The organism is Noviherbaspirillum autotrophicum (genome assembly GCF_000818395.1).
Lineage (GTDB): Bacteria > Pseudomonadota > Gammaproteobacteria > Burkholderiales > Burkholderiaceae_D > Noviherbaspirillum > Noviherbaspirillum autotrophicum.
Genome location: NZ_JWJG01000028.1, coordinates 4,625,196 through 4,650,804 on the forward strand (window position 1 = coordinate 4,625,196; position 25,609 = coordinate 4,650,804).

22 protein-coding genes and 1 pseudogene are annotated in these 25,609 nt (G+C 57.5%); 6 read left to right on the plus strand and 17 right to left on the minus strand.

What is annotated here, in order from left to right; genetic code table 11:
* Positions 1–10: 10 nt before the first annotated feature.
* From gatA to gatB, 3 genes are read left to right on the plus strand one after another with little or no spacing between them, the layout of a single operon-like run.
* Complete coding sequence (gene gatA, locus TSA66_RS22785; RefSeq protein WP_040041656.1) at positions 11–1,471, plus strand: Asp-tRNA(Asn)/Glu-tRNA(Gln) amidotransferase subunit GatA; 1,461 nt, start codon at positions 11–13, stop codon at positions 1,469–1,471.
* Positions 1,468–1,959: a hypothetical protein gene (locus tag TSA66_RS22790; RefSeq protein ID WP_040041657.1), complete on the plus strand. Its 492-nt coding sequence runs from the start codon at positions 1,468–1,470 to the stop codon at positions 1,957–1,959. The genes gatA and TSA66_RS22790 overlap by 4 nt, the downstream gene beginning before the upstream one ends.
* 11 nt (positions 1,960–1,970) lie before the next feature.
* Positions 1,971–3,431 (plus strand): Asp-tRNA(Asn)/Glu-tRNA(Gln) amidotransferase subunit GatB, encoded by a 1,461-nt coding sequence (gatB, locus tag TSA66_RS22795; protein ID WP_040041658.1) that lies wholly within the window; start codon positions 1,971–1,973, stop codon positions 3,429–3,431.
* A 133-nt stretch (positions 3,432–3,564) separates the two neighbouring features.
* Here the strand turns inward: gatB and pyrE are convergent, their stop codons facing one another.
* Positions 3,565–4,230: an orotate phosphoribosyltransferase gene (pyrE, locus tag TSA66_RS22800; protein ID WP_040042902.1), complete on the minus strand. Its 666-nt coding sequence runs from the start codon at positions 4,228–4,230 to the stop codon at positions 3,565–3,567.
* Positions 4,231–4,390: 160 nt separating this feature from the next.
* Between pyrE and TSA66_RS22805 the strand changes: the two genes are divergently transcribed.
* The gene (locus tag TSA66_RS22805; RefSeq protein WP_040041659.1) at positions 4,391–5,182 is read left to right on the plus strand and encodes an exodeoxyribonuclease III; all 792 of its coding nucleotides are present in this window, start codon (positions 4,391–4,393) and stop codon (positions 5,180–5,182) included.
* Here TSA66_RS22805 and TSA66_RS22810 read toward each other — a convergent pair.
* From TSA66_RS22810 to TSA66_RS22865, 12 genes are all read right to left on the minus strand, one after another.
* On the minus strand, positions 5,172–6,059 hold the full coding sequence (locus TSA66_RS22810; protein ID WP_040041660.1) for a M48 family metallopeptidase: 888 nt from the start codon (positions 6,057–6,059) through the stop codon (positions 5,172–5,174). The genes TSA66_RS22805 and TSA66_RS22810 overlap by 11 nt on opposite strands.
* Positions 6,060–6,084: 25 nt before the next feature.
* A complete protein-coding gene (locus TSA66_RS22815) occupies positions 6,085–7,365 on the minus strand; it encodes an AmpG family muropeptide MFS transporter (RefSeq protein ID WP_040041661.1) in 1,281 nt (426 codons plus the stop codon).
* A gap of 21 nt (positions 7,366–7,386) precedes the next feature.
* Positions 7,387–7,989: a methionine biosynthesis protein MetW gene (gene metW / locus TSA66_RS22820; RefSeq protein ID WP_040041662.1), complete on the minus strand. Its 603-nt coding sequence runs from the start codon at positions 7,987–7,989 to the stop codon at positions 7,387–7,389.
* Positions 7,986–9,134, minus strand: coding sequence for a homoserine O-succinyltransferase MetX (metX, locus tag TSA66_RS22825; RefSeq protein ID WP_040041663.1), 1,149 nt, complete (start codon positions 9,132–9,134; stop codon positions 7,986–7,988). The genes metW and metX overlap by 4 nt, the downstream gene beginning before the upstream one ends.
* 175 nt (positions 9,135–9,309) lie before the next feature.
* On the minus strand, positions 9,310–11,067 hold the full coding sequence (gene ptsP / locus TSA66_RS22830) for a phosphoenolpyruvate--protein phosphotransferase (RefSeq protein ID WP_040041664.1): 1,758 nt from the start codon (positions 11,065–11,067) through the stop codon (positions 9,310–9,312).
* A 15-nt stretch (positions 11,068–11,082) separates the two neighbouring features.
* Positions 11,083–11,352 carry an HPr family phosphocarrier protein gene (locus TSA66_RS22835; RefSeq protein WP_040041665.1) on the minus strand — a complete coding sequence of 90 codons (270 nt, stop codon included), beginning with the start codon at positions 11,350–11,352 and terminating at the stop codon, positions 11,083–11,085.
* Positions 11,353–11,363: 11 nt separating this feature from the next.
* A complete protein-coding gene (locus tag TSA66_RS22840) occupies positions 11,364–11,771 on the minus strand; it encodes a PTS sugar transporter subunit IIA (protein ID WP_040041666.1) in 408 nt (135 codons plus the stop codon).
* A gap of 103 nt (positions 11,772–11,874) precedes the next feature.
* On the minus strand, positions 11,875–12,816 hold the full coding sequence (gshB, locus tag TSA66_RS22845; RefSeq protein ID WP_040041667.1) for a glutathione synthase: 942 nt from the start codon (positions 12,814–12,816) through the stop codon (positions 11,875–11,877).
* 10 nt (positions 12,817–12,826) lie between these two features.
* A complete protein-coding gene (gshA, locus tag TSA66_RS22850; RefSeq protein ID WP_040041668.1) occupies positions 12,827–14,125 on the minus strand; it encodes a glutamate--cysteine ligase in 1,299 nt (432 codons plus the stop codon).
* Positions 14,126–14,437: 312 nt separating this feature from the next.
* A complete protein-coding gene (locus TSA66_RS22855; RefSeq protein WP_040041669.1) occupies positions 14,438–15,949 on the minus strand; it encodes an ammonium transporter in 1,512 nt (503 codons plus the stop codon).
* A 10-nt stretch (positions 15,950–15,959) separates the two neighbouring features.
* Positions 15,960–16,298 (minus strand): P-II family nitrogen regulator, encoded by a 339-nt coding sequence (locus TSA66_RS22860; RefSeq protein ID WP_040041670.1) that lies wholly within the window; start codon positions 16,296–16,298, stop codon positions 15,960–15,962.
* 11 nt (positions 16,299–16,309) lie between these two features.
* Positions 16,310–17,035 (minus strand): TorF family putative porin, encoded by a 726-nt coding sequence (locus TSA66_RS22865; RefSeq protein ID WP_040041671.1) that lies wholly within the window; start codon positions 17,033–17,035, stop codon positions 16,310–16,312.
* Positions 17,036–17,277: 242 nt separating this feature from the next.
* On the opposite strand from TSA66_RS22865, the gene TSA66_RS22870 reads away from it, so the two are divergent.
* On the plus strand, positions 17,278–17,520 hold the full coding sequence (locus tag TSA66_RS22870) for an accessory factor UbiK family protein (RefSeq protein ID WP_040042903.1): 243 nt from the start codon (positions 17,278–17,280) through the stop codon (positions 17,518–17,520).
* Positions 17,520–18,449, plus strand: a pseudogene (locus tag TSA66_RS22875) (YifB family Mg chelatase-like AAA ATPase); the annotation flags it as partial. The gene TSA66_RS22870 and the pseudogene TSA66_RS22875, both read left to right, overlap by 1 nt.
* Before the next feature lie 484 nt (positions 18,450–18,933).
* Here TSA66_RS22875 and TSA66_RS22880 read toward each other — a convergent pair.
* The 4 genes from TSA66_RS22880 to TSA66_RS22895 all read right to left on the minus strand — a co-directional run bounded on the left by TSA66_RS22880 (position 18,934) and on the right by TSA66_RS22895 (position 25,400).
* Positions 18,934–20,355: a site-specific integrase gene (locus TSA66_RS22880; RefSeq protein ID WP_084199831.1), complete on the minus strand. Its 1,422-nt coding sequence runs from the start codon at positions 20,353–20,355 to the stop codon at positions 18,934–18,936.
* The gene (locus tag TSA66_RS27185) at positions 20,331–20,855 is read right to left on the minus strand and encodes a hypothetical protein (RefSeq protein ID WP_157691756.1); all 525 of its coding nucleotides are present in this window, start codon (positions 20,853–20,855) and stop codon (positions 20,331–20,333) included. Before TSA66_RS27185 ends, TSA66_RS22880 begins: the two co-directional genes overlap by 25 nt.
* An 80-nt stretch (positions 20,856–20,935) precedes the next feature.
* Positions 20,936–23,059, minus strand: coding sequence for a hypothetical protein (locus TSA66_RS22890; RefSeq protein ID WP_040041674.1), 2,124 nt, complete (start codon positions 23,057–23,059; stop codon positions 20,936–20,938).
* Positions 23,052–25,400: a hypothetical protein gene (locus TSA66_RS22895; RefSeq protein WP_040041675.1), complete on the minus strand. Its 2,349-nt coding sequence runs from the start codon at positions 25,398–25,400 to the stop codon at positions 23,052–23,054. Before TSA66_RS22895 ends, TSA66_RS22890 begins: the two co-directional genes overlap by 8 nt.
* Positions 25,401–25,609 lie beyond the last annotated feature (209 nt).

A 25,609-nucleotide genomic window follows, 5' to 3' on the forward strand; every position in this document is an offset into this window, starting at 1 on the left:
CACCACAGTTATGCATACCAAAACCCTCAAAGAGCTGTCAGCGCTGCTGCACGCCAAACAAGTTTCCGCCAGCGAGCTGGCCAAGCTGTACCTCGCCCGCATCAGGCAAAGCGATCTCAACGCCTTCATCGACATCAATGAAGAGTTAACGCTGCAACAAGCAGCCCAGGCCGATCAACGCATTGCCAACAATGACATGACGCCATTGACCGGTATTCCCATCGCGCACAAGGACATTTTTGTCACGCGCGGCTGGCGCTCCACCGCTGGCTCGAAAATGTTGATGAATTACATCAGCCCCTTCGATGCAACTGTGGTCGAACAGTTCCGTACGGCAGGTATGGTTACGCTTGGAAAATTAAATTGTGATGAATTTGCCATGGGTTCATCCAACGAGAATTCCTTCTTCGGACCGACCAAGAACCCGTGGGACAAGACCGCCATTCCGGGCGGCTCGTCGGGCGGCTCGGCGGCGGCCATCGCGGCCCGCTTGGCACCTGCCGCGACCGCCACCGATACCGGCGGCTCGATCCGCCAGCCGGCCTCGCTGTGCGGCGTCACCGGTATCAAGCCGACCTACGGCCGCGTATCGCGCTTTGGCATGATCGCTTTTGCATCATCGCTCGACCAGGGCGGCCCCATGGCCCAGAGCGCCGAGGATTGCGGCCTGCTGCTCAACGCCATGGCCGGCTTCGATGCGCGCGACTCCACCAGCCTGGAACGCCCGGCGGAAGACTTCACGCGTGACTTGGCCAACCCCTTGCAAGGCTTGAAAATCGGTATCCCGCGCGAGTATTTCGGCGCGGGGCTCGCATCCGATGTCGAGCAGGCGGTGCGCGCTGCCTTGCGCGAATATGAAAAGCTGGGCGCGACCCTGGTCGATATTTCATTGCCGAAAACGGAACTGTCGATCCCGGTGTACTACGTGATCGCCCCGGCGGAAGCCTCGTCCAACCTGTCGCGCTTCGATGGCGTGCGCTACGGCCATCGCGCCAAGGAGTACAAGGACCTGGCCGACATGTACCGCAAGTCGCGCGCGGAAGGCTTTGGCGACGAAGTGAAACGCCGCATCCTGGTCGGCGCCTATGTGCTGTCGCACGGTTATTACGATGCGTACTACCTGCAGGCGCAGAAGATCCGCCGCCTGATTGCACAGGATTTCCAGAACGCCTTCCAGCAATGCGACGTGATCATGGGGCCGGTGTCGCCCACCGTCGCCTGGGATCTGGGCGCCAAGGCCGACGATCCGGTGGCGAATTATCTGGCTGACATCTTCACGCTGTCGACCAGCCTGGCGGGCCTGCCCGGCATGTCGATCCCGTGCGGCTTCGGCCAGGGCGACAAGAATGCGAAGCGTCCGGTCGGGCTGCAAATCATCGGCAATTACTTCGATGAGGCGAAGCTGTTGAACGTCGCGCATCAGTACCAGCTGGCGACCGACTGGCATCGGCGCGCGCCAGACGGCGTATGAGACTGAAAATTCGCCAAGCAGCACTGCCGATCCTGTTATGCAGTGGCATGAATGCCTTTGCACAGCAGGTGGAGACGCATTTTTCCTGCAGCATGACACGCGACGACGATGGCGAAAAGGTCACGTATGCGGACAGCGGGGAAATGCGGCTGTCGGGCGACCGCATCGCGTCATTTCGCTGGGAATCTTCGCTGTTTCGCAGCACCCACGGTTTCGACTGCAGTATCGATGAATCCGACGGCTTGCTGGCCGAGGTGCATGACGAAGGCAAAACGGTACTGTGGCGTATTGCATTGTCCGACGCGCACGCGGCACGCATCAGGCGCGGCTTCACCTTTGAACGGAGCGGCAATTGCACGATCCGGCTCGTGCGTAATGGCGACATGCTCAACCTCAAGCCGAGCTGCCCCGCCCTGTGCGGATCGCGAGCCAACTTTACAGAGCTGTCGGTCGACCTGAAAACCGGCAGCTGTCATTACGAACAATAAGGAACACTACTATGCAGTGGGAAGTCGTCATCGGTCTGGAGACACATGCGCAACTCTCGACCCAATCGAAAATCTTCAGCGGCGCCGCGACCCGTTTCGGCGCCGATCCGAATACCCAAGCCTGCCCGGTCGACTTGGCGCTGCCGGGCGTGCTGCCGGTGATGAACAAGGGCGCCGTGGAGCGCGCGATTCAGTTCGGACTGGCGATCGGCGCCAAGGTCGCCCATCAGTCGATTTTCGCGCGCAAGAATTATTTTTATCCTGACCTGCCGAAGGGATACCAGATCAGCCAGTACGAGATCCCGGTGGTGCAAGGCGGCACTCTTTCGTTCGTGCTTGAAAAAGACGGCAAGACCGAAATGAAAACCGTGCAGCTGACGCGCGCGCACCTCGAAGAGGATGCCGGCAAGTCGCTGCACGAGGACTACCACGGCATGACCGGCATCGACCTGAACCGCGCCGGCACGCCGCTGTTGGAAATCGTCACCGAGCCCGACATGCGCAGCGCGGCCGAAGCGGTTGCCTACGCCAAGGCGCTGCATTCGCTGGTGGTATGGCTCGGCATTTGTGACGGCAACATGCAGGAAGGGTCGTTTCGCTGCGACGCGAACGTGTCGGTCCGTCCGCTCGGGCAAAAGGAGTTCGGCACGCGCTGCGAGATCAAGAACCTGAACTCGTTCCGCTTCCTCGAAGAGGCCATCAACTTCGAGGTCCGGCGCCAGATCGAGCTGATCGAAGACGGCGGCAAGGTAGTGCAGGAAACGCGCCTGTATGATCCGGATCGCAAGGAAACGCGCTCCATGCGCAGCAAGGAAGATGCGCAGGATTACCGCTACTTCCCGGACCCCGACCTGCCGCCGCTGGTGATTGCGCAAGAGTGGATCGAGCGCGTGAAGGCGTCCATGCCGGAATTGCCAGGCGCGATGCGCGAGCGCTTTGTGCGCGACTACGGCTTGCCCGAGTATGACGCGGCCGTGCTGACCCAGTCCAAAGCGATGGCATCCTATTTCGAGGCGGCCGTGGCAAAAGCAGGCAAGGAGCAGGCCAAGCCTGCCGCCAACTGGCTGATGGGCGACGTGTCGTCCACCTTGAACCGCGAAGGCGTCGACATCGCCGATGCACCGGTGAAGGCGGAGCAACTTGCGCTGCTGCTGCAGCGTATTGCCGACGGCACGATCTCCAACAAGATTGCCAAGGAAGTGTTCGCGGCCATGTGGGCCGCTCCTTCGGACAAGGAAACGCTGGCCGATGACATTATCGAAGCCAAGGGCCTGAAACAGATTTCCGATTCCGGCGCGCTGGAGAAGATCGTGGACGAAGTGCTGGCGGCAAACGCGAAGTCGGTCGAGGAATACCGCGCCGGCAAGGAAAAGGCATTCAACGCGATCATCGGCCAGGCGATGAAGGCCACCAAGGGTAAGGCCAATCCGGCGCAACTGACTGAATTGCTGAAGAAAAAACTGGCTGGTTAATCCAGCGGGGGCGGCGAAGGCATTCCGGCGCCGGCCGGAATGCAGCCGCTGCCTTCAGCGGGACGCGGTCGTTCCGGCCAATTCCCGGAACCTCTTCGCCGCCGTATCGAACTGCGCATTGATCCGATCGAGATCACATCACGCCGTAACGACTCCTGTAAGCGGCCACGGCATCCTTATACTTCGCTAGGTCCTGATTGGCGCCGGCCTTGGAAATATATTCCAGCAAATCGTCCAAATTACCAATCGAAATGACCGGCATGCCATAGGCCTGCGTTACTTCCTGAACCGCCGAATGCGGCGACAATGCACCATCCTTGCCGGCGCGCTCCATGCGGTCGAGTGCGATCAGCACGGCCGACGGCGTAGCGCCGGCGGCACGGATTAGCTCGACTGACTCGCGCACCGAAGTGCCGGCCGAGATCACATCGTCGATGATGACGACTTTGCCCTGCAGCTTGGCACCGACAATGGTGCCCCCCTCGCCGTGGTCCTTGGCTTCCTTGCGGTTGTAGGCGAACGGCACGTTGCGCCCCTTGCTGGCCAGCGCAATGGCGGTGGCCGCCGCCAGCGTGATGCCCTTGTAGGCCGGGCCGAACAGCATGTCGAATTCGACACCGGAGTCGATCAGGGTCTGCGCATAAAAGTCGGCCAGCCGGCCGAGGTTGGCGCCGTCATTGAACAGTCCGACGTTAAAAAAATATGGTGACAGGCGGCCCGCCTTGGTGACGAACTCGCCAAAGCTCAGCACGCCCGCCGATACCGAAAACGCGATAAATTCCTGACGTAAGTTGCTCAAAATTCCCTCGATTTGTGTGATTAACAAGACCGGCCGGTGCGCCGTAACAGGCTGCCATTGTAATTGGATCTGCAGTGCGGCCGTCATACCGGCATGCGCCGGCACCGCAAATTTTGTGCGGATCAGTTATGCTTGCCGCGTTATTTTCTCTACCCGAACCATGCTCAAGATTATCTCCGCCAACCTGAACGGCATCCGCTCCGCCGCCAAGAAAGGCTTTTTCGACTGGATGTCGAAGCAATCCGCACATTTCGTCTGCGTCCAGGAACTGAAGGCGCAGGCCGGCGACATGACCCCGGATTTCCTCGCTCCGCCCGGCTATCACGGCCACTTCCACTATGCGGAGAAGAAGGGCTACTCCGGCGCCGGCGTGTATTCCTCCATCAAGCCGGACGCAGTGCAGATCGGCTTCGGCTGCCCGGAATTCGACGCCGAGGGGCGCTATGTGCGCTGCGATTTCGGCAAGCTGTCCGTGATCTCGGTGTACTGTCCGTCCGGCTCGTCGAGCGAAGAGCGGCAGCAGGCCAAGTTCCGCTTCATGGAAGTATTCCTGCCGCACCTGGCCGAGCTGAAGGCAAGCGGACGCGAAGTCGTCATCTGCGGCGACTGGAATATCGCACACAAGGAAATCGACCTGAAAAACTGGAAAAGCAACCAGAAGAATTCCGGCTTTTTGCCGCAGGAACGGGATTGGCTGACGCGGGTTTTCGACGAAGTCGGCTTGGTCGACGCATTCCGCCGGGTCGATCCGCGCGCCGAGCAGTACACCTGGTGGAGCAACCGCGGCCAGGCGTGGGCGAAGAACGTTGGATGGCGTATCGACTACCACATCACCACGCCGGGCATCGCGGACAAGGCGAACGCGGTGTCGATCTACAAGGACGAACGCTTTTCCGACCACGCGCCGCTGACTATCGAGTACAACGGCGCGTCGGCCTTCCTCAAGGGATAGGCGCGAGCCCGCTGCGATTGCTTTGATACGGGGGCAGCGCGCCGGGCGCCACCCCTTTCGCTTTCGCATACAGCGGCAGCACTTCCGGCAGATGCTTGCGGATATCGGCGATGCGGTTCTTGCCGGCGGGGTGGGTGGACAGCCACTGCGGCGGTGCGCCCTTGTCGGCTGCATTCATCTTCTGCCACAGCGCGATGCCGGCGCGCGGGTCATAGCCGGCACGCGCCGCGATATCGAGCCCGACCAGATCCGCTTCGGTTTCGTCGCTGCGCGAGAATTTCAGCAAGACCAGTTTTGCGCCCTGCCCCATCACCATTTGGCCGGTGTCTTTCAGGCCCAGCAATGCCGAACCGAGCGACGCGCCCAGATTGACCAGCGTCCCCTTGGCCATGCGCTCGCGGCCATGCTCGCGCAAGGCGTGCGCGATTTCATGGCCGAGCACGATGGCCAGCTCGTCGTCGGTCAGCTTCAGCGTGCTCAGCAAGCCGCTGAACACAGCGATCTTTCCGCCCGGCATGCAGAATGCATTGACGTCCTTGGAGGCGATCAGGTTGATTTCCCATTGCCACTGCGCGGCGCGCGGATTCCAGCGCGCGGCCTGCGGAATGATCCTGTTGGCAATGGCGCGCAACCGCACGACTTGCGGATGCGTGTCCGGCACCAGCGCACCGTGCTGCCCGGCCTGCTGCTTCATGCCGGCGTACTGTTCGAGCGCCATCGCTTCGATCTGCTCTTCCGGCACCAGCTTGCGCAAGGGCGACATGCCGTCGACCTTCACGCCATCGTCCGCGCCTTGCGCCCGGTCCTTGGCCATCGCGGCGGACGATCCAATGCCGCAAACAATCGCAAGCAGTACCGCAACGACGTTTCGCTTCATCGGTTTCCTCCGCTAGGTTCAGACGCTATTTTTGATTCCAGGGCGCGATTTTCGGCAGCATCAGCATGCCGGGCAAGGCCAGCGCAAAGCACACCAGGAAGAAGGTGGTCCAGCCGGTTTGCGTCACGATATAGCCGGTGGCGGCATTGAAAAAGGTGCGCGGCACCGCCGCCAGGCTGGTAAACAGCGCATATTGGGTGGCTGTATAGCGCGGATCGGTGGTGGTGGCGATGAAGGCGGTGAACGCCGCGGTGCCGAGGCCGACCGCAAACGCTTCCAGGCCGATGACGGCGCCCAGCATCAGGGTCGCATGTTCGTTGGTGCTGACGCCACCGACCCACGCCAGCGCCGCAAAGCCGAGGATCGCGATCGCCTGCAGCGCGCCAAAAATCCACAAGCCGCGGTTGACGCCGGTCTTTTCCAGCCACACGGCGCCCAGGATGCCTCCGCCCAGGCTGGCCCACAGCCCAGCATTCTTTGCCACCAGGCCGATCTGGGTGCGGGTAAAGCCGAGGTCGAGATAGAAGGGCGTGGCCAGCGCGGTCGCCATCGAGTCGCCCAGCTTGTACAGGAAGATGAATGCCAGCACCCACAGCGCATAGGACCAGCCGCTGCGGTTGATGAATTCGCGAAATGGCAATACGACCGCCTCGCGAAGGTTCTTCGGCGGTGCGCCATAGAGCTTCGGCTCGGACACCAGCAGCGTGGTCAGCACGCCGGGTAGCATGAACAGCGCCGTGATGGCGAACACCGCCTGCCAGCTCAGGAAGTCCGACAGGATCAGCGACAGCGAGCCGGGCACCAGGGTCGACAGCTTGTACGCATTGACGAAGATGGCCGTGCCGGAGCCCTGCTGCTGGTCCGTCAGCATCTCGCGCCGGTAGGCGTCAATCACGATATCCTGGCTGGCCGACAGAAAGGCGATTGCGCCGCACAGCACAATAATGGCGGTCAGGTCGGTTTTTGGCGAATAGAACCCTAACGCGCCGACCGCACCGAGCAACAGCAGCTGCGTCACCAGCATCCAGCCGCGTCGCCGCCCCAGCAGCGGGAAATGGAAGCGGTCCATCAGCGGCGACCAGACGAACTTCCAGGTATAGGGGAAGCCGACCAGCGCGAACAGGCCGATCGCCTTGAGGTCGACGTTTTCCGACTTCAGCCAGGCCGACAGCAGGTTGTACAGGATGAACAGCGGCAGGCCGGAGGAAAAGCCGAGCGACACGCAGATCAGCATCTGCCGGTTGAAGTAATGGCGCCAGCCGGGTGGCGTGGCGGGGTCGGTAGCGTTGGGCGCTGCCTGAGTCATAAGCGTGCTCGCGAACAGAGTTTATTTTTTACGGAAGCGGAACACGGCCAGACTGCCACGCCAGTTTGGCAGGAAGTTAACGGGCTTGCCGTCTTGCAACGCCACACATTCGAGCACTTCGAGTCCGACCCGGTTCGCAAGTTCCTCAAAATCCTTGATCGTGGCGCAACGCAGGTTGGGCGTGTCATACCATTCGTACGGCAGCGACTTCGATACCGGCATGCGCCCGCGCAGCAGTGCAAACCGGTGCGGCCAGTAGGCGAAGTTCGGGAACGAGACGATCGCTTCGCGCCCGACGCGCGCGATATCGCGCAGCACGCCCTCCACGTTCTTCATCATTTGCAAGGCCGACAAGCACAGCACGGTATCGAATGCATTATCGGCAAACATTGCCAGGCCCGCTTCCAGGTCTTGCTGGATCACCGCGACGCCGCGCTCGACGCAAAGCGGTATCTTGTTGTCGTCGATTTCGACACCGTAGCCGAGGCATTGCTTCCCCGTTTGGAGATAGTCCAGCATCACGCCGTCGCCGCAGCCAAGGTCGAGCACATGGGATGCATCGCGCACCCAGTGCGCGATGAACGCGAGGTCGGCACGCAAAATACTCAGCTCCTGGAAATTCATGCGCGCCTCCTGTTGTCGATTTCTTTCCCAATGCGGTCGTAATAGGCGCGCACCACGTTCATGTAGCGCGCGTCTTCCAGCAGGAATGCGTCATGCCCGTGCGGCGCGGCGATCTCGGCATAGGTCACCTTGCGCTTGTTGTTGACCAGCGCCTGTACGATTTCGCGGCTGCGCTCGGGCGAGAAGCGCCAGTCGGTGGTGAAGGACACCAGCAGGAACTGCGCCTGCGTGGCGGCCAGCGCCTTGGTCAGATCGTCGTCATGCTCGCGCGCCGGATCGAAGTAATCGAGCGCCTTGGTGATCAGCAGGTAGGTATTGGCGTCGAAGTATTCGGAAAACTTGTCGCCCTGATAGCGCAGGTACGATTCGATTTCGAAATCGACGCCGAAGCCGAACTGATAGCCGCCGTTGCGCAGGCCGCGGCCGAATTTCTCCGCCATGCTGTCGTCGGACAGATAAGTGATGTGGCCGATCATGCGCGCCACGCGCAGACCGCGCTTGGGCACCACGCCGTGGGCATAATAGTCGCCGCCATGGAAATCGGGGTCGGTCAGGATCGCCTGGCGCGCGACATCATTGAACGCGATGTTTTGCGCCGACAGCTTGGGCGTGGACGCAATCACGATCGCATGCCGCACGCGTTCCGGGAACAGCAGGCTCCAGGACAGCGCCTGCATGCCGCCGAGCGAGCCGCCCATGACAGCCGCAAATTGCTTGATGCCGAGCTCGTCGGCCAGGCGCGCCTGTGCGCGCACCCAGTCTTCGACCGTCACCACGGGAAAATCCGCGCCGTAGGGCTTGCCGGTGGCCGGGTTGGTGTGCATCGGCCCGGTCGAGCCGAAGCACGAACCGAGATTGTTGATGCCGATGACAAAAAAGCGGTCGGTGTCGAGCGGCTTGCCGGGGCCTACCATGTTGTCCCACCAGCCGATGTTCTTCTTGCCGCCCTCGCCTTCGTACATGCCGGCGACATGGTGCGAAGCATTCAATGCGTGGCACACCAGCACCGCATTCGAGCGGTCCGCGTTGAGCGTGCCGTAGGTTTCATAGACCAGCGTGTAGTCGGAAAGCGACGCGCCGCTGCTCAACTTGAGCGGCGCCTTGAAATGCATCGATTGCGGTGCAACGATCCCTAGGGATGGCATAAAGGTCCCGAAGTAGAATTATTTGAACCTGAAATGAAAAAGCCCGACAGCTGGTCAGCTTATCGGGCTAAATTCTGGGCTCACATGCAAGCACGCTTTAGCCGTATTTATTAGGCGCCCGCAAGCTGATTATCAAATCGGCGCACCGTAAGAATACCCAAGCCGGTGCAGTCCGTCAAACCGCGCCGGCCTGATTGAGCTGATTGACGGCCTCGGCAATCGCCATCGGGTCGAACGAGCGCAGGATCTTCTTCACCGACGGAGTGATCTCGTTGAGGTCGCTGTTCAGGATTTCATGCTTGACCGCCAGCAGCTGGGTCGGGTGCATCGAAAACTCGCGTAGCCCCATGCCGAGCAAAAGCCGCGTCAGCTTCATGTCGCCGGCCATCTCGCCGCATACCGCCACCGGAATGCCCGCCTTGGTGGCAATCGAAATCGTAGACGCCAGCAGGTACAGCACCGCCGGATGCAGCGGGTTGTACAGGTGCGCCACCTCGTGGTCGGCACGATCGATCGCCAGCGTATACTGAATCAGGTCGTTGGTGCCAATCGACAGGAAATCCATCTTCTTGACGAACATCGGCAAGGTCAGCGCCGCCGCGGGAATCTCGATCATCGCGCCAATCGGAATGAGCGGATCGAACTTCTTGCCGGCGTCGCGCAGCTGCGCCTTGGCCTGCTCGATCATCGCCAGGCTCTGGTCGATCTCGAACGCGTGCGCCAGCATCGGGATCAGAAGCTTGACCGGACCGTAGGCGGAGGCACGCAAAATCGCTCGCAGCTGCGCCAGGAACATCTGCGGCTCGGCCAGGCAAAAGCGGATCGCGCGCAGGCCCAGCGCCGGATTGAGCGAAGTCTGCTCGGCCATGTCGAGCGGCTTGTCTGCGCCGATGTCGAGCGTGCGGATGGTGACCGGACGTCCCTTCATCGCCGCCACGGCCTGGCGATAGGACTCGAACTGCTCGTCCTCGGACGGCAGCTTGTTGACGAAACCGGCGCGGCCCATGAACAGGTATTCGGAACGGAACAGGCCGACGCCCATGGCGCCCGCCTCCATCGCCGCGGTGCAATCCTCCGGTAATTCGATATTCGCCAAGAGGGTAATTTCGGTGCCATCCTTGGTCACCGCCGGCATCTTTTTCAGCTTGCCGAGCTTCTTGCGCTCGCGCAGCAGGCGCGCCTGGCGCTCGCGGTACTGCTCCAGTACGGCCGGCGTAGGGTCGACGATCACGACGCCGGCGTCGCCGTCGATGATCACCCAGTCATCCTGCCGGATCAGCATCGACGCGTTATACATGCCAACCACGGCCGGAATGTCGAGGCTGCGCGCGACGATGGCGGTATGCGAATTCTGGCCGCCGAGATCGGTGACGAAACCGCCGAAAGCGCGGTCCTTGAAGCGCAGCATGTCGGCCGGCGAGATGTCGTGCGCGACGACGATCATGCGACCGGCGCCCTCGCTGCCGTCCCCGGCCGGCAAGGCGTTGGCGCTGCCGGTCAACACCTTCAGCACGCGCTCGCCGACCTGCTGGATGTCGGACTTGCGTTCGCGCAAGTAGGCATCCTCGATTTCATCGAACTGCGCCGACAATTCGTCGATTTGCGTCAGCAGCGCCCATTCGGCGTTGTAGAAGCGCGTGCGGATGATATCGAGCGGTACTTCGGCGATCATCGGGTCCGACAGGATCAGCGCATGTACGTCGATGAACGCGCCCAGTTCGGCCGGCGAATCCTTCGGCAGATCGTTCCAGATGGTTTGCAGCTCTTTATGGACGGTCGCGATCGCCTTTTGCAGGCGCTGCACTTCGGCTTCGACCTGCTCCTGCGGAATCAGGTAATGCTTGACGTCGAGCGCGGCTGGCGCCAGGAGGTGCGCGCGGCCGATCGCGATCCCGCGCGAAACGGGGATGCCATGGAGCGTGAAAGAGGCCATCGATCTTCGCCTGGATTATTCGCCTTCGCCGAACTTATTCTGGATCAGCTCGACGAGCGCGTCAAAGCACGCCTTTTCGTCGGCGCCGTCGGTTTCCAGAATGACCTTTGCTCCCTTGCCTGCGGCCAGCATCATCACGCCCATGATGGACTTGGCATTGACGCGCCGCGCATTGCGGGTCATCCAGACCTCGCTCTGGAATTTCGCCGCCAGCTGGGTCAGCTTGGCGGAGGCGCGCGCATGCAGTCCGAGCTTGTTTACGATTTCGATTTCTTGTTGAATCATGTTTGAAATTATTAGTTTGGCCCGAGGCGGACGCGATTGTCGACCCTGACCGCGCCGCTCTGGCCGCCGGCCAGCGCCATTTCCACCACGACGTCGAGCGTGTCGTTACGGTAAGTCAGCGCCCGCAGCAGCATCGGCAGGCTGATACCGGCAATCACTTCAACATGACCGGGATCGCCCAGGCGCAGCGTGCAGTTGCAAGGCGTGCCACCCATGACGTCGGTAATCACCAAGACGCCCGAGCCGTCGTCCAGGCGGGCGATCGCTTCCTTGGCCAGGCGATTGACCTCGGCCGTATCCTGGTCGGCCGTCACGTCGATCGATTCCATTCTTTCCGGGCGAGCGCGAAACACATGGGTCGCCGCGTCAATAAAGGCGTTACCCAACGGTGCATGCGTCAAGAGAAGAATGCCAATCATGGTCTTCGGTACCCGGAATGATCAAGCGGGAATAAACAGAACGGTGTCCCCAAACAAAAGCGGTCTATCCTTTTATCCTGCGCGGCTTGCCGCGCAGGTTATTTTATGTGCACTGCTTTTCCAGCGCATCGACGAACATGGCCGCGACGTTAAAGCCGGTCTGTTGCGCGATTTCCTGGAAACAGGTGGGGCTAGTGACGTTAATTTCCGTCAAGTAATCCCCAATAACATCCAATCCTACCAGCAATAAGCCGCGCTTCAAAAGAATTGGCGCAAGCGTTTCGCCGATTTCCCGGTCGCGCGCCGAAATCGGTTGCGCTACGCCGAGGCCGCCGACGGCCAGATTGCCACGCACTTCGCCCCCCTGAGGGATGCGCGCCAGACAGAATGGCGCGACTGCGCCGCCGATCAGCAGCACCCGTTTGTCGCCCTGTGCGATTTCGGGGATGAAGCGCTGCACCATGATGGTATGCGCGCCGTTGGCGGTGAGCGTTTCGACAATCGAACCGAGATTGAGGCCGTCTTCCTTGACACGGAAAATGCCGATGCCGCCCATGCCGTCCAGCGGCTTGAGGATGATGTCCCTGTGCTCGTGGTGGAAGGCGCGCACCCGGGAGGCATCGCTGGTGACCAGGGTCGGCGAGATGAATTGCGCGAATTCGGTGATCGCCATTTTCTCGTTATGGCTGCGGATCGCCTCCGGCCGGTTGAGGATGCGCGCGCCCTGCCGCTCCGCCAGTTCGAGCAAGTACGTGGCGTAGATGTACTCCATGTTGAACGGCGGGTCCTTGCGCACCATGACCGCATCGAATTCGTGCAACTGCACCGGCCGTGCCGCCTCGGCCCGGTACCAATCCTTGAGGTCGCCGGTGATCGTGATGCGCGCGACATTGGCGAGCACCTTGCCGCTCTCGAACGCCATGTCGCGCTGCTCGAAGGCATAAATCTCGTGGCTGCGGCGCGCCGCCTCGGCCATCATTGCGTAGGTCGTGTCCTTGTAGGTCTTGAAATGGTCGAGCGGGTCGGCCAGGAAGGCGAATTTCATGAGACAGGGCCTAGTAAATTTCCGGATTCGGGTCGGTCTTTTCCAGCTCGATCGATGCCGCCAGCAAGGCCAGGCGCGCCACCACGCCGTACATGTAGAAACGGTTCGGCGCGGCGGTGCCGGGCTTGGCGCCCAAGTCGGGTAGCGCATGTTGCTGCGCGAATGCCAGCGGCACGAAATGCGCGCCCGGAGAATTCAGGTTCTCGTCGACACCGCGCTCGGCATGCACGCGGTAAAAGCCGCCGACGACGTAGCGGTCGATCATGTAGACCACCGGCTCGGCCACCGCATCGTTGATGTGCTCGAAGGTATGCACGCCTTCCTGGATGATCACATCGTTGACTTCCAGCCCCTCCTTCACCACCGACATCTTGTTGCGCTGCTTGCGGTTCAGGTCCTTCACCTCGCTGGCGTCCTTGACCGTCATGATGCCCATGCCGTAGGTGCCGGCGTCGGCTTTCACGATCACGAACGGCGTTTCCTTGATCCCGTATTCCTTGTACTTCTTGCGGATCTTGGCCAGCAGCGTGTCGACGCTGGCGGCGAGGCAATCCTCGCCGGTGCGCTCCTGGAAATTGATCTGACTGCACTTGGCGAAATAGGGATTGAGCATCCAGCCGTCGACATCGATCAGCTTGGCGAATTTCTTGACCACCTCATCGTAGGCCGCGAAGTGGTTGGTCTTGCGGCGCACCGTCCAGCCAGCATGCAGCGGCGGCAAGAGATTTTGTTCCGGCAGGTTTTCCAAGATCTTCGGAATACCGGACGACAAATCGTTATTGAGCAGGATCGTGCACGGATCGAAGTTCTTCAAGCCGAGGCGGCGGCCGTTGGGCGAGCGCTCCAATGGTTCGAGCGTCAATACGGTGCCGTCCGGCAGCTCGATATTGGTTGGCTCCTTCACCTCGTCCGACAGCGACCCGAGCCGCACATTCAGGCCGGTCTGGCGGAAGATCTGGATCAGGCGCGCGACATTCTGCAGGTAGAACGTATTGCGGGTGTGTTTTTCCGGAATCAGGAGCAGGTTCTTGGCGTCCGGACAATATTTTTCAATCGCCGCCATTGCCGCCTGCACGGCCAGCGGCAGCATCTCGGAAGACAGGTTGTTGAAGCCGCCCGGGAACAGGTTGGTATCGACCGGCGCCAGCTTGAAGCCAGCATTGCGCAAGTCCACCGAACAGTAAAACGGCGGGGTATGTTCTTGCCATTCGAGCCGGAACCAGCGCTCGATGGCCGGCGTCGCATTGAGAATCTTCTTTTCGAGGTCAAGTAGCGGGCCATTCAGGGCCGTGACGAGGTGCGGAACCATATAAACCTTAAAGGTATAAGCATATTTGCAAGAGGATTGACGCTGATTCTAACGGCAATCCCTGTCTTGCGTCTGCCGGATGTTGTAATGGATACGCCGAGGCGATGGATTTCATTTCACAGATGACAATAGATTCATCGCTCGGATCTGGGCCTTTTCCAGATCAGGGCAAATCGGGCAATTTAAAGGGGAAAACGCGTTGCTTGGCCGGCATCCCGCGCTGCGGTGCGACAGGACGAAAAAAAAAGCGCCTCTTGCGAGGCGCCTTGTCATCCGCCGCAGCGGATGGGGAATGCTGTGCGATCCGAAAAATCAGCCGTGATAAGCGGATTCGCCGTGGGCGGTGATATCCAAGCCTTCGCGCTCCTGCTCTTCCGGCACGCGCATGCCAATTAGCAAGTCGACCAGCTTGTATGCCACCAGGGACACCAGGCCAGACCAGATGATCGTCGTGATCACGCCTTGGAACTGGACCCAGACCTGGCCCGCGATCGAATACGGTTCGGACGACATCTTGTTGGCCACGTAATCGAAGATGCCCTGGCCGCCGAGCGACGGCGATGCGAACACGCCGGTCAGCAAGGCGCCCAGGATGCCACCGACGCCGTGCACGCCGAACACGTCGAGCGAATCGTCGGCGCCGAGCAGGCGCTTCAAGCCATTGACGCCCCACAGGCAGACGACGCCGGCCAGCAAGCCCATCACCAGCGCCCCCATCGGACCGACGAAGCCGCACGCCGGGGTAATCGCCACCAAGCCGGCAACCGCGCCTGACGCGCCGCCGAGCATGGAAGGCTTGCCTTTTGCCATCCACTCGCCGAACACCCAGGACACGGTGGCGGCAGCCGTCGCCAGGAGCGTGTTGACGAAGGCCAAGGCCGCCACGTCACCGGCTTCCAGCGCGGAACCGGCGTTAAAGCCGAACCAGCCCACCCACAGCAGCGAGGCACCGACCATGGTCAGCGTCAGCGAGTGCGGCGCCATCGATTCGCGGCCGTAGCCGATACGCTTGCCGACCACGAAGGCGCCGACGATGCCGGCAACGGCCGCATTGATATGCACCACGGTACCGCCCGCGAAGTCGAGCGCGCCCTTTTGCCACAGCCAGCCCGCCTTTTCGGTAGCCGCTGCCAAGGTTGCCGCATCCGTGATCGCGTCCGGGCCGGGCCAGAACCAGACCATGTGCGCAATCGGCAGGTAGGAGAAGGTGAACCACAGCACCACGAACAGCAGCACGGCGGAGAACTTGGCGCGCTCAGCGAAGGCGCCGATGATCAGGCCGCAGGTAATCGCCGCGAAGGTCGCCTGGAACGCCACGAACACGAACTCCGGAATCACCACGCCCTTGCTGAAGGTCGCGGCAGTGGCGAACGATCCCTTGGCCGGATCCCAGATGCCGTTCAGGAACAGGCGATCGAACTTGCCGATGAACGCGCCGCCTTCGGTAAACGCCAGCGAATAGCCGTAGATACACCACAGCACGATGATCAGCGCAAAGATCATGAATACCTGCATCAGGATCGACAGCATGTTCTTCGAGCGCACCAGGCCGCCGTAGAACAAAGCCAGGCCCGGGATCGTCATCAGGATCACGAGCAGGGTCGCCACCATCATCCAGGCGGTATCGCCCTTGTTGGGCGTCGGTGCCGGTGCAGCAGCCGCAGGAGCCGCGTCGCTGGCCGCAGGTGCTGCCGCGGCGGCAGGTGCGTCTACGGAAGCGGCTGCGGATGCCGCCGGCGCGTCAGCGGCGGTGGCAGGCAACGAAACGCCCACTGCAAACAGCAGGGCGCCGGCTGCCAGGAAGCTTGCCAATCGTCTCATCATGTCATTCTCCTTAGAGGGCTTCTTTGCCGGTTTCGCCGGTACGGATACGCACGACTTGCTGCAAGTCGTAGACAAAAATCTTGCCGTCGCCGATCTTGCCGGTGCGGGCGGACGACTCGATGGCTTCGATCGCGCGGTCGAGGATGGCGTCGTCGACCGCGGCTTCGATCTTGGTCTTGGGCAGGAAATCGACCACGTATTCCGCGCCACGGTACAGCTCGGTATGGCCTTTCTGGCGGCCGAAGCCCTTGACCTCGGTGACGGTGATGCCCTGCACGCCGATGGCGGACAATGCTTCGCGCACCTCGTCGAGCTTGAATGGTTTGATGATCGCAGTGATCAGTTTCATGATGGCCTCGATTAAAAGGTTTTGCCGACAGAGACAACCAGACCGTTCTTGCCCAGGTTCTCACCATCCGGTCCGGGAACAGTCAGGGTGGTGCCGATCAGCGCGGCACTGCCGGTGACGATGCCGAAGTCCTTGGTCAGCCCGACCTTCCAGTCGTTGTAGCTCGCTGCGCTGGACGGGCCGCGCACGCGCTGGCGGCCGGCGTGCAGGTTCAGGGTCAGGCCTTGCGCCACTTCGACGTTGGCACCGATGTCGAGATAGCCGCTGTTCTTGCTGTCGGCAAAGCCGAACAGGTTGGTCACGGAATGCGAGTACTTGACGTAGCCCGGGCCGAAACCGACCTGTCCATAGAGTTCGGTGGTGTTTGCGCTCGGGTTCAGGCCATTGGATGGATAGACATAGGTCAGCGCGCCGACGTCATATGAGACGTCCTTGGTGATTTCACCACGCTTGCCGCCATAGATATCCCACTCGATATTTCCGTCACCGCCAGCATCCTTGATCCATTTAATGGTGGAAAGCCATGTGCCGGCATACAATCCGGTCGGGTTGTGCGTGTAGTCGGCACCGCCCTGCAACGCGGGATCCAGGCGCGTCTGCGAGATGCCGCGATAACGGTAGTCGCTGACGATGGAAGCGTTGAAGCTGACTTCATGATCCGGCTTATTGTCTTCTGCCTGAGCATAACTGCCTGCAAAGGCGGCCATTACTGCGGTGGCGAGAATCATTTTTTTCATGGCATATCCCTTTTAGCGGTGTTGGAACGAAAAATGGGTTCTAATACGATTCGAAGGGGTATTAGCAGAACCCATGCCACCCTTTTCCTCAGGGTATGCGTTATCATTTTTTTATTTAAACGCCCCTTTCAGGCCGCGCACGCCCTCATTTAAATCAGTGCACCGGAAAACTCGCACCATCTTGAGGCGCACCATCGCAAGGCGCACCACGGACGTGCGGCACATTGACATTTGGATTCATCATGAACGCAAACAACTTCTTTAATGACCTGCAAGCCAAGATCAACCAGGCGCTGGAAAACTCGCCCGCCAAAGACATTGAAAAGAATGTGAAGGCCATGCTGACCCAGGGCTTTTCCCGGCTGGATCTGGTCACGCGCGAGGAATTCGATATCCAGACCCAGGTGCTGGCCAAGACCCGCGCCAAGCTGGACGAACTGGAAAAACGCGTGGCCGAGCTGGAAGCGCAGCTGAAAACCAAGTAATGAGCCTCGCGGTCCTGAAAAGCCGCGCACTGGCCGGCATGCACGCGCCGGAAGTCACCGTCGAAGTGCATCTGGCGAACGGCTTGCCCTCCTTTACGATCGTCGGCCTGCCGGAAACCGAGGTCAAGGAATCCAAGGACCGCGTGCGCGCCGCCTTGCAGAATGCGCGCTTCGAATTTCCGGCACGGCGCATCACCGTCAATCTGGCGCCGGCCGATCTGCCGAAGGAGTCGGGCCGCTTCGATTTGCCGATCGCGCTTGGCATTCTCGCCGCCTCCGGCCAGATGCCGGCCGACGAACTGGACAAGTATGAATTCGCCGGCGAGCTGTCGCTGTCGGGCGAACTGCGGCCGATCCGCGGCGCGCTGGCGATGACTTATGCGATGCATCGCGCCAGTGACACATCGGGCCGCGAGCGTGCCTTCATCCTGCCGCGCGCCAGCGCGGACGAAGCGGCGCTGGTCGGCGACGCCGCGGTCTTTCCGGCCGATTCGCTGCTGCAGGTCTGCGCACACTTTGCCGCCGCCGATGGCGATACTAGGCTGGCCCGGCATTACGCGCAGGCAGCCGCAGTACGGCCGGACTATCCGGATTTTGCCGACGTTAAGGGCCAGTCGCATGCCAAACGCGCACTGGAGGTGGCCGCCGCCGGCGGCCACAGCGCCCTGCTTGTCGGCCCGCCCGGTACCGGAAAATCGATGCTGGCAGCGCGCTTTCCCGGCATTCTGCCGCCCATGACGGATGAGGAAGCGCTGGAGTCAGCAGCCGTGCAATCGCTGTCCGGCGGCTTCTCGACCGGGCGCTGGAAAGCCCGGCCTTATCGCGCGCCGCACCACACTGCGTCGGGCGTCGCGCTGGTGGGCGGCGGAGGTACGCCGCGACCGGGAGAAATCTCGCTGGCGCATCGCGGCGTGCTGTTTCTGGACGAATCCGAGATTTCGCGATGAGCCACCAATTTACTCAAGCCAAATATATTTAATATTCAGTCACTTAGAATAAATTTGAACAAAGCCCTGCTGAACAACAGTAAGCTGAGAGCCGGGGCGATGACTTTATCGAGCCACTAAAAAGGCATTCTCGTGCGCTCCGATTTGTAGCAAGACTTGGAAGGTCAGATTTTCTGCCCCGTCAGATAATGCTCTGTGGGCCGTGGGAATCATCGGGTGAAATTTTGGGAAGCATTGTGGGAGATTGCCGTCTCTCCGGCGACCCTGCCTCGTCACCGCGGGCTTGTCTCCGCGATACTGCTACCACGGGCCGACCGCCTCATGAAGTTAGAAAAACGCCAATGCACCTATCCTGTCCGCCACACCCGATGTGAACTACCAGAGTGCATCTATAGATGTCGCGGTGGACGCTTGCCAAAATCTCAGGTTATGGCTCCCACTACACGATTGAAAGTAGGAACTTAATTCAATTCCCGGTGCCCACGAACTTCGCTTGTGGAACATCTGAAAGTGTTGCAATCAACCGCCCCACCGCTCCTCGAAGTTCATCGAGAGATAATTCACTGAATTGCTTGGCAAGAACTTCGAGCTGCACTTGCGCATTTACCTTGAGAGCAAACGGGTCTGCAAAAGGAGCCTTCTCTTCGCTTGCCAGCTTTATAAAAGCCCAGTCGATATACGTGTTAAGCGAGTCCACTGAGGAATGACCAGTAATCATTATGAGCTCCTTGAGAAAACCCTCGAATTGAAGCAATTTCTCAAGCTCAGAACGTTCCTTGGCACCGCAACTCTGGATGAACAGCAGAATTTGGTCGCAAACAAATCGATGACGAAATAAGTGTGAATGACAGGGGTTCTTTATACCCGCCTCCATCTTCATTAGCCTTATCTCAGAAGATATGATTTGCGGCTTAAGTTGCATGCCCGATTTAGTACTAACGAGCAAGAATCCGTGGTCGTTTCCACTGCCTAAATACTTTTCAACGACTCGGCTTCGCCAAAAATCTACATAGTCTAAGAAGAATTTCAATTCGCTGCGTAAAACAGGAACGCTTCTATGTTCAATCTTCCTTTTCTTTAAACTCCAAACTTTTAAGTGAGGCACCTCCATTTTTAATGCCTCTCTAACTGCATCCACAGTAACTTGCGACACCTCACCAACGCGCAAACCACAATCGAGAAGAGACAGGACAACCAAGCGCCTCCTGTCCCGCACCTTTGCCATTTCCAATGGGTAGTGGCTCTTAGGACTGCGGCTTTTAGTGAAACTCGCTAGCTTTCGAAGGCGGCGAACATCTTCATCATCAACTGGTCCACGCTTATGGACAGGTGACGCTGGTGGGAACGAGGAATGATGCCAACCGTATCTGACGAATTTCCGACCATTCCTTCCGCTGTATTCGTAGCGCGCCTTCCAAGCTCGAATCACCCCATCACGTTTGACGAAATTCGGAATCCTAAAGAGCTCTGCTATAAAAGATAGGAACTCCAAGCAACGCCTACCGATTTTGATAACAGTCGTGCCACATCTTTTCTGTTCGATAGTTCCCTTACGGAGAATCCGCTCCTCAGTCAATTCCCGAATGAATTGGGAAAAATCGTCGTCCAAAAGAGCATGAAACGATATACCTCTTCTCCAACAAAACCGGCAGAGTAGTGCGAGATTCGATGCATATGTCCCCAATGTTCCACCTCGATTAAACGTCGACGCTCCTTTTTCTGCACACTCCTTAATGAACAAAGCAATCTCGAAACACCAGCGACCATCGGGCCAATAAGGCAGAGGGAGCCCTGGTGCTTCCCTAAAATGCACATAACCATCTTCGTCCAGTGATGAAAAGATTCGTGCACCATCCGGCGCATTTAAGAACAGTTGTTTCCGCCGCATACAATTCCCCGCAATGCACGCGCCCACTTTTCTTCTTCACTCGCCTCGCGAACCACCAACTCCTTCGCCAAAGTTAGCATTGCGAGAATCACCTTTTCTTCGCGCTTCCACAGTTCAACTGCCAATTTCCTGTCGTCCATTTCCGCAACCTTTCGGCCAACTGACAAACATTTGTGAACCGCTGACGTCAAGTGAAAGCAATCCATTAAACGTCGATTAGCCGTGTTCTTCATTTCCGCAGCAGAGGCACGAAAATCTTCCCGTGTTCGCTTCCTTCCTATATGTTGATTTTCAATTGCCGCGCAGGCATCAGTTATCTTTTCCAACGCACGTCGACGTAATGCATCGAAGGCTGGGTACCCGCCGGACAAGAGTCGGTTACAAACACGTTCAATGGAACTGCGGGACGTTCTTCTAACACCGTATTTTTTACTTTCAAACGCCCCCAGCCTTTCTTGTCTCGAAAGTGCTGCCAGCAAATCCGGGTCATGCAAGTACATGCTAGGTGCTATGCAGATTTTCTCAAGCAGGGTATGTAGGTCCGATACTGCACGCTCGATAGGGGTTTTTGCTGACGATATCATCTTGGCCAACCTTCCGAGAACGTGACTGCAATTCGATATGATTTTCCACTAGCATCAGAAATAAAGTGCGGGTTTACGGACAGCCCTTTCCTTAAGAGACCAGCAATAAACAACTCAAAAGTATCACTATCAATTAGCGAGAAATTTCTTGTGCCGAAGACTGTCTGAGTAGCATCTCCCAGCTTACAAAACGCAGATTCTGAAATCTCAATCTCCTTCTTCCAGCTTCCCGAAGTCAGCACATCGGCCAAAAAATAACTACGAACCTCATCCAAAATTTCCCCAGGGACACTACCGGTAATGTAATGCCATACATGCTCTGCATCCGAATGACCAAGCATCCATCTCAACGTTGAAACATTCCCGTATTTGGTTCCGTAGAAGAAAGCTAAAGCGAAAAAACGTCGCAACTGGTGCTGCCGTACGTACCAGCGACGCCCTTTACTATCAAGACCAAAAGATACGTAATCACAAAACGCGTCCAACGCTTCGTTATACGTTGACGTAGATACTGCTCGAATGCCAGCGACACCTGGTAGGTCAAACAACCTATGAGGCGGCATCTTTACGCCAGCCTGTTCAAGGTTAAGATGCAACTTTTTACTCAGCTCTACAATGTCGCGGCACAGTGGCGGAGCTGGCCGTAGCTCGAACTGGCGAAGACCGTGAGCGCCAGATTTTCTATTCTTAAATCCAACATATCGTCCAGTTTCGTCTAAAGCCCCTTGGGGTGTCAGGTCGATTAGCTCACCTTGACGTCGAGCCGTCATCGCACCGAAGTCATACTCCATTGCGCCGACCATTACTCGCAGTAATTCGACCATTCCACGGTTGGCCCTAAAGTCCGAGAAATACTGTGCGACACGAGTTTCGTTTATCCGCGCATCTCCCGGCAACCGAACAGAAGAGGCACCGCTTATCTTTGATGACAGGGACCACTCGGCAACACCTAGATTCAGCACATCTTTGCTTAAGAAATGTTGCACACCCACCGATTGCACCAGTGCGGCAGGAGCCATTTTTCTTTTGATTGCATCGCTGAGAACGCACACATAGGCGTCGAAAAGCTTTTCGGAATGGTCATAAACCATGTCGATTCCATTTCGAATACCAGCCATTAAGTGTTTAAACGGAACCGTCGCGTACCGTCCTAGTGCACGTATGCTTTTGCTTTCTATTCCGCGCTTATCTTTGCAATTCACGAGAACATCTACCGGAATTCTCATGCCCGCTTCTGCCAAGAGTTCCAAACTGAAAAAGGCACGGCGGCGGCTTCTTACCGTTACCTCAGTTGGCCGAACATCGTCGCTCCTAACCGGCACTGGGTCCTTTTCCCTGATTGTTCGTTCTACTGGCGCATAACACAGCTCACGATAGAGAGGCTTAATAACCGCTTGCCCTCTAAGCGTATCCTTAAGCAAAACCTTACTGATTTTGGTTGACGAGTAATGCCGTTTGAAATCTGGATGCCCCTTCGAGCTATAGAGTCTTTTGACAGAAAGCGCCGCCCTCCACCGTAATACCTTCTCTGAATCCGGTGTTAGTACCCAATCCTCAATTGGAAGGTCATTTTCTTGTAGTTCTTTGTTCTTCTCTAACTCACGCTCAATCTCTGGCTCATTCTCATCAACGACCGAATCAAGCCACTGAGCTAGCTTTCTCTTCCAGTTGTAAAACGCTGCCGCTTCGTCAGCATGGCTCTCGATATCTCGCAGAATGTTTAGCACGTCATTTTCAGTAAGCGCAGACAATCCGAATTGAGGTAACTTATATTTATCTTGATGCAAGAGTAGATAGTCAATAAAACCGGTTACCCGGTTAATGGCGCCTCTCTTTACTGCTGGGTCGGTTAAGTACCCGCCGGTAAAGCGTGGGTGGACCTGCAAAATCAACCAAGAGCGAAAAATCTTCCATGTATCGGCGAATGCCCTATCCGTTAGAAGTCCGTCACCAAACCGGACCCTCCAATCTATTTTCCAGTTTAGATTACCAACGGATATTGCCCAAATCGGGGATACATAATCCACTCCGAGTATGTCGCCTTCCTCAAATGAATTTAGGCCTCCTTCATAAAAAACTTCCAAGGCACGTAATGCAGTAGCAGGAAACGAGTTATGCATGAAGAAGGCCCTTGTACAAGTCAGGATTGACTCTCCCTTTTGCCTCTTCGAACATCATCGAGAACTCCATCATGTTCTCAGATGAATCAGCGAAGGCTCTTATACGTGTGGCGAGCATTGCCCACGCAGTTGATAAAGGACCACAGGGACTGGGATGGCGCTGAACTGCAATTCGTATGCTCTCCATCACTGCTATCGAATCAACGCTTAGCCCAAATACAACCTTATCTTCGATGTTCAAAATAGTTCTGTCCATGCTGCTTTCATTTCCTCCCCTCCTAACTTGCAGCGCATGGTTCGCCAAGAATGTGTGAACTTCCTCCATCGACGAAAATCCGGTTGCTCGAAGCTTGTATGGACTGTCCTTCAGCGCTTCGAGTAGGACAGCACACTGAAACAGACGAACCCATCGCTCCTGAAAGAATGCCAACAATGGCGGAGGTATATAACGGTCCAACTGTTTGTAGTTGAGCCTCTCGTGGCCAAGACGCCTTGCCACAAGTGCTATATCAGGCCTCTTAATGTACTCCGCCACTACTGTTTGGGAACGGAGAGTCGCGAGACTAAACCTCTGTACGAATCGTTCAAGCTCGGCGCGGCTACCAGAAAAAAATGCCTCGAACTGCGCCGTGAGTTCCGGAATGCAACCGTGGATTAATGAACTTGGTAGCACTTCGGTAGGGTAAGCAAATCCTTTTCCACAATGCAGAAAGACACGTCTCCATAGCGGATTCCCTTGTTCTTTAAGGTATTTTCGTAGCGGTTGGGTTAGCGCTACAACCTGTTCCAAGACTTCTTTTGCACGGTCTGAGAGCGAGAATGTCTGCTGAGCCGTCGATGGTCCCTTACGAAGTTTGACACCGTCGATTATCCAGCTCCCACCGAAGTCGGTAATGCCAGAAAGACGCGCATTCTTGTCGTACATCTCAAGATTCGTGAGAAAGCTCCCGGTAATTTTTGGATGCTCAATAACCAGAATTGCCATATGAGGCAGCAAGGATATTGACGTAGGTAGCGCCAGAAGTTCCGCAATACCTGTTAGCCCTTCGTAAAGCTGGTCTATCTTTTTTTCTGAGTCACTGGATGGATAGAATCCGTGGTGCTTGAATGTAGCGGCCACGTTTTCTCTCCAGTTAGGGTTCGTTCGCTTAGTAATGGCAGTATGCCGGTTCTCTCCTGGCTGGCCTATTTCCCTGACCGCTCCTGCGACAGCCAGTCTTCTCCATTCCTCGAACCTGTGCCAGATATTCTTTACGTGAAACTCCGCCCATTGAACAACGACGTCTAAGTCGACATGGATTTTTTCAAGCACTAACTGAATCGCTTCCTGGTCAGATACTTTAATTGGAATGTCCGTAATGAGCTTGCATATCCATTTATTTCCGTTCGCATCGGTACGGATGTTAGTTCGCCTATTCGCTCCTCCGGCATTTGGAAATGGAGGAAGCGAATATGACCTTGCGAATAGATTTGCTGCGAATGCAACCTCCAGAAACTCCAAAAATTTATTCCATTTCCGAACAATATATGTGTAGTCTTGGGTTTCGCCATCTGTCTTAACCAAGTGCAAAGCAAATCCTGCAAAGAGCTTTGTCGTGGAAGCGCGGCTTGTGAAATGACCTGCATTCCATTTCTCGGAAGAGATTTCGAGGTAGCGGATAAACTCCTTCACCCCAAGCGCGTGTTGCGTCCTACGCCCCGAGTAATACGTTTGGATTGCGTTATGAAACGATGCAGCGAAACGCGCTCCATAGCACAAATGCAGTTCACGAAGGTTGTACCATCTCAATCCAAATGTACCGAGTGCCGGCCAACCTCTGCACAGCGTTACCTGCTCAGAATCCAAAACTAGCTTCTCAAATTCTCGTCGCTTTTCACACCAAAAATTCGTCACGCCCTTTGTGCTGATTTGGGGAAACTTGTCTTTGGAGATTATCTGAAGCCTGTCGCATACTATGATTAATGCGTACACGAGCATGTAACGCGATTTATGGTTTCCTTCGATGAATCGACCTGACCACAATGCGCCGGCGAATTGAAGTGCAACCTCAGGTTGTATGTGGCACTTGTCACGCAGCAGTGCACCTTGACCGGTTACAAGGAGGAAGCAATCAAGCGCTCTTGCGACCTTCCTAACGTGAGAACCCATTGGTTTCTTGAGGGCCGCCGCCAGATTCTCAAACGAGCTAGCGATTTGAGGAGATAACGCAAAATACGGGAGCTCGGTGTACGTCGCCATGTCTCGAATGATTGCCTCGGAGCGAAATTTACGCTCGGCGTCATATCCTGGGCCAATCTCGCTATTTTCCTTTTCGAGGATAACTAACTTAGGTCTCGTCATGGCTACTCCTTTTTCGCATTAGAGGATGCCATTTTTGTTACTGCATCCAATTCCTTTTCGGAGGAATTTTGCGGCGCCGCCACTTGGCCCATATCTATTGGTGATTTATGGCTATCAGAGAACGTAAAGAAAGTAACTCCGTCCGGACTTCGCGCGAACGACGTCTTAATCAAAGCAAAAGTGCAGTAGGTTATGTAGGCATGACGCCA